The 3,872-nt window shown below is 58.1% G+C and carries 4 protein-coding genes and 1 pseudogene; 1 reads left to right on the forward strand and 4 read right to left on the reverse strand.

Annotated features, from left to right (window positions below):
- From V7665_RS13205 to V7665_RS13215, 3 genes and pseudogenes are all read right to left on the reverse strand, one after another.
- Window positions 1-358: pseudogene (locus V7665_RS13205) on the reverse strand (indole-3-glycerol phosphate synthase TrpC); the annotation flags it as partial.
- Window positions 355-1,341 carry an anthranilate phosphoribosyltransferase gene (gene trpD / locus V7665_RS13210; protein WP_335665000.1) on the reverse strand — a complete coding sequence of 329 codons (987 nt, stop codon included), beginning with the start codon at window positions 1,339-1,341 and terminating at the stop codon, window positions 355-357. The pseudogene V7665_RS13205 and the gene trpD, both read right to left, overlap by 4 nt.
- Window positions 1,338-1,922, reverse strand: a complete 585-nt coding sequence (locus tag V7665_RS13215) for an anthranilate synthase component II (RefSeq protein ID WP_335665001.1) — start codon at window positions 1,920-1,922, stop codon at window positions 1,338-1,340. Before V7665_RS13215 ends, trpD begins: the two co-directional genes overlap by 4 nt.
- A 198-nt stretch (window positions 1,923-2,120) precedes the next feature.
- Here V7665_RS13215 and V7665_RS13220 point away from each other — a divergent pair, with 198 nt between their 5' ends.
- Complete coding sequence (locus V7665_RS13220) at window positions 2,121-2,423, forward strand: polyhydroxyalkanoic acid system family protein (protein ID WP_335665002.1); 303 nt, start codon at window positions 2,121-2,123, stop codon at window positions 2,421-2,423.
- A 67-nt stretch (window positions 2,424-2,490) separates the two neighbouring features.
- On the opposite strand, the gene V7665_RS13225 is transcribed toward V7665_RS13220, so the two are convergent.
- Window positions 2,491-3,234 carry a methyltransferase family protein gene (locus V7665_RS13225; RefSeq protein ID WP_335665003.1) on the reverse strand — a complete coding sequence of 248 codons (744 nt, stop codon included), beginning with the start codon at window positions 3,232-3,234 and terminating at the stop codon, window positions 2,491-2,493.
- Between the last annotated feature and the right edge of the window lie 638 nt (window positions 3,235-3,872).

Here is a 3,872-nt window from a genome sequence, read left to right on the forward strand (position 1 = left end):
CCTTGCGCAGGCAGGGCAGATCGACGGCCGCGCGCGCGGCCACGAGATATTCGTCGGCACCCTGGAAATAGGGCTGGTCGGTCAGAACCGACAGGCAGGCCGCACCACCGGCCTGATAGGCTAGCGCATGGGCCGGGGGATCGAAATCCTCGCGGATCAGGCCCTTGGACGGGCTGGCTTTCTTGATTTCCGCGATCAGGGCAAAGCCGGTGGCCGATTTTGCGCGGATCGCGGCTGCAAAGCCGCGCGGTGCGGTCTGACGATTGATGTCATCGCTCAGCTTCGACGCCGGGACATCAGCCTTCCGTTGCCGCACATATTCCCGCGTCGTCGCGCATATTTGGTCGAGCTTGTTCATTGATTGGCGATCCAGCAATTGAGCATGGCGTTGGCAAGCCCCTTGTCGAGCGCCTCGGCGGCTTCCTCGACCCCGGCTTCCCAGCTGTCGACTTCGCCCGCCACCATCAGCGCAGCGGCGCTGTTGAGCAGCACGGCGTCGCGATAGGCGGATTTCTCGCCCTGCAATAGCGCCTTGAGCGCAGCGGCATTATATTGCGCATCGCCGCCCTTTATCGCTTCCGCCGGATGGCGAGCCAGGCCGGCATCTTCCGGAGTGATCCGGCTGATCGTAACCGCGCCATCGCTGATTATGGCTACCCGGCTGGGACCGGAAATGCTGAGTTCGTCGAGGCCTTCCTCGCCGGAAACGATCATCGCCTTGTCATAGCCCAGTTGCAGCGCTGCTTCGGCATAGGTTTCGACCAGATCGGGCGAGGCGACGCCGATCAGCTGGCGCTTGACCTTCGCGGGATTGCACAAGGGCCCGAGCAGATTGAAGATCGTCCGGCGACCGATTGCCTTGCGGATCGGGGCCAGCGGGCCGAGCGCGGGATGATGGTTGGGCGCGAAGAAAAAGGCGATGCCGATCTCGCGGAGATTCTGCTCGCCATTGGTCGCCGCTTTGGCAAGGTCGAGCCCGAGCGCCTCCAGCGTGTCCGCCGCGCCCGACTTGCTCGAAGCGGCGCGATTGCCATGTTTCGCCATCGGTATGTCGCAGGCGGCCACGACCAAAGCGGTGGCGGTGCTAATATTCAGGCTGTGGCTGCCATCGCCGCCGGTGCCGCAGACATCTATCGCATTGGCGGGCGCGTCGACGCCGATCATCCGGGCGCGCATTTCTGTTGCTGCTGCTGCGATCTCGACCGAAGTTTCGCCGCGGTCGGCGAGGCCGGTCAGAAAAGCGGTGATCTCGTCGGCGGAACAGGAACCGTCCAATATCGCGGCAAAGGCTGCGCGGGCAGATCCTTCGGACAGGGGGCTCGCCGGGTCGGGCAAAGTCATGCCCGTTCCTTCGCTTCGATCCCCGCAATCGCCATGAAATTCGCCAGCAGCGCGTGGCCATGTTCGGTGGCAATACTCTCCGGATGGAATTGCACGCCGTGAATTGGCAGGCTTTCGTGACGGAAGCCCATCACCGAACCGTCGTCGGCGGTCGCGTTGACCGGCAGGCAGCCGGGAATATCCTCGACAATCAGCGAGTGATAGCGGGTTGCGGTATAAGGCGAGGGCAGGCCGGCAAAGACGCCGCTGCCGTCATGGGTCACCGGCGATGTCTTGCCATGCATCAGGCCGCCGCGAACGACCTTGCCGCCGAAATGCTGGCCGATGCTCTGGTGACCGAGGCAGACGCCGAGCAATGGCTTTCCGGCATCGGCGCAGGCCGCGACCAGATCGAGCGATATGCCCGCTTCATTGGGGGTGCAGGGACCCGGTGAAATCAGGAAGGCTTGTGCGCCTGTGCGCAGCGCCTCTGCGGCGGTCAGCGCATCATTGCGCTCGACGCGCACCTCGGCACCCAGTTCCATCAGATAATGGACCAGGTTGAAGGTGAAGCTGTCATAATTGTCGATGACGAGGATCATGCAACGCTGCCTAGTGGGAAATATCCCTCAGGCCAAGTGATTCTGCGAAGGCTTTTCCCTGCGGCTTCGCGGTGATAGGGAAATAGCCAACAACATGCCGTTAGCGCTGAGCCTGTCGAAGTGAGGCTCTGGACTTGAAGCGTCCTTCGACAGGCTCAAGACTAACGGTATTGGCAATAATGCGATTGGAGAATCATCATGGGCGAGCCCGTCACCGTCAATATTCCGCACAAACTGGGTCTGGATGAAGCCAAGAGCCGGATCGGCAGCGGTGTCCACACGCTGAGCGATATCATCCCGGGTGCCAGCCTGACCGACCATCACTGGGAAGGCGATCATCTCCACTTCACCCTCGAGGCCATCGGCCAGCGCATCGTCAGCGACATGCATGTCCGTGAAGACGAGGTTTACGCCGTTCTCGACCTGCCGCCGATGCTGGCGATGTTCGCCAACAAGATCAAGGCGAAGCTGCTGAAGGAAGCGCCGAAGATGTTGGAGTGAGGCTTTCGATCAAGCTCCGTTTCATCCCGCAAGCGGACATTGATGAACCGCTGGCGATCAATCAGGTTTACGGCTTTATAAAGGGTATGACCATCGGCGTCGTCTGCTGATAGTCGCGATACTGGTCCCCCAGATCAACCAGCAGCGTCTTCTCCTCATTCCTGAGGCCGAAATAAATATATACTGTCCACCCGATCGCAAGCACCAGATGCCCCAATGTCATCGTTGGCGCCGCCCAGAGCGCGATCAGGATACCGGTCATCATGGGATGTCGCACCAGTTTGTAGAGCATTGGTGTGACGAATGACATTTCCTTGGATTGCCGTTCGGTCAAATTCTCAAACGCCTGTTGCAGTCCGAAGAGATGGAAATGGTTGATCAGGAATGTCGAGATGAACACGATCACCCAGCCGAACAGGTAGATGAGAATCAGCGCTGTTCCCCATATGGTCGCGGAAACATCCCATATGACGAACGCCAACGGCTGCCACAGCAGCATCAGGCCAATGGTCAGAACCGCAACAATCAGCACATAGCTGCTGCGTTCAATCGACGCCGGAATCATGTTTTTCCAGCGATCCTTGAAAGCCGGTGTCGCCATGATACTGTGTTGACAGCCCCAGATCAGGACCAGCCCAGCGTTCCAGATTGCCGCCAGCGCCGGGTGCAGGCCGATTTGCGTGGCCGCCAAACCCTGATTAACCGTCACCGGCAGATACCATCCGGCGATCCACAAGATTAGCCCGACAATAGCAACCATGCCCAGAATATAAGAAAATATGCTGAATAGCATCGCAGTGACACGTCCCATAAGTCCCCCCCCGTTACTTTTGGAAATAATGCATTGGCTATCATACGGCCCGCTGCTTGTCGATGATGGCCGGGAAGGGGCTGGGGTCGGGATTTTTATCTGGCGTTGATGATCATTTTTGAAGGCAGCAATCGGGTGGGTAGCGGAATGGCGGGTTTTGAGTTGAACTTGAGCAAAGCGGACTCACGCCAAGCGGCAAGGCAGCGCTCGATGCAGAACGATGGACAGCCCAGCTTATTGTAAGGAGGGGCGAAGGGCGTACTGGGGACGCGAAAATTATATTGCCAGCCGTGGCTGGACCATCTGTCTGCATCCACAAGCCCTTACGCCTCTATATAGCGACAAGGGTGAATGACCCCGAGTTGCCGTGCAATAGGTATCAGGAAGCTGCGCCTGTAGTCGGATTCAATAGGTTGATAAGTGCGAAGACTTGTGTTTCGCTTGTGTCTATGAGGATGAGTACCGGCTTTTCGTACTCTCTTTTGATTATCGTTTCGTGAGTTTTTGCTTCTTTGGCCTTCATTTCGCGATCCCTTTTGGTTTATCTGCGTTGTTTGGAATACCATATTAGCTACCCCGATATGTGCGTGAACTTGCTCTGAGCCTAAGCTTTTGAAAATAAATGTCAATTTTTGCAG

This window comes from Parasphingorhabdus sp. (assembly GCF_036964675.1).
Taxonomy (GTDB): Bacteria; Pseudomonadota; Alphaproteobacteria; order Sphingomonadales; family Sphingomonadaceae; genus Parasphingorhabdus.

Coding starts and splice junctions, on each gene's coding strand:
- trpD (WP_335665000.1), bottom strand. CDS start 1,341: ATGACTTTGCCCGACCCGGCGAGCCCCCTGTCCGAAGGATCTGCCCGC.
- V7665_RS13215 (WP_335665001.1), bottom strand. CDS start 1,922: ATGATCCTCGTCATCGACAATTATGACAGCTTCACCTTCAACCTGGTC.
- V7665_RS13220 (WP_335665002.1), top strand. CDS start 2,121: ATGGGCGAGCCCGTCACCGTCAATATTCCGCACAAACTGGGTCTGGAT.
- V7665_RS13225 (WP_335665003.1), bottom strand. CDS start 3,234: ATGGGACGTGTCACTGCGATGCTATTCAGCATATTTTCTTATATTCTG.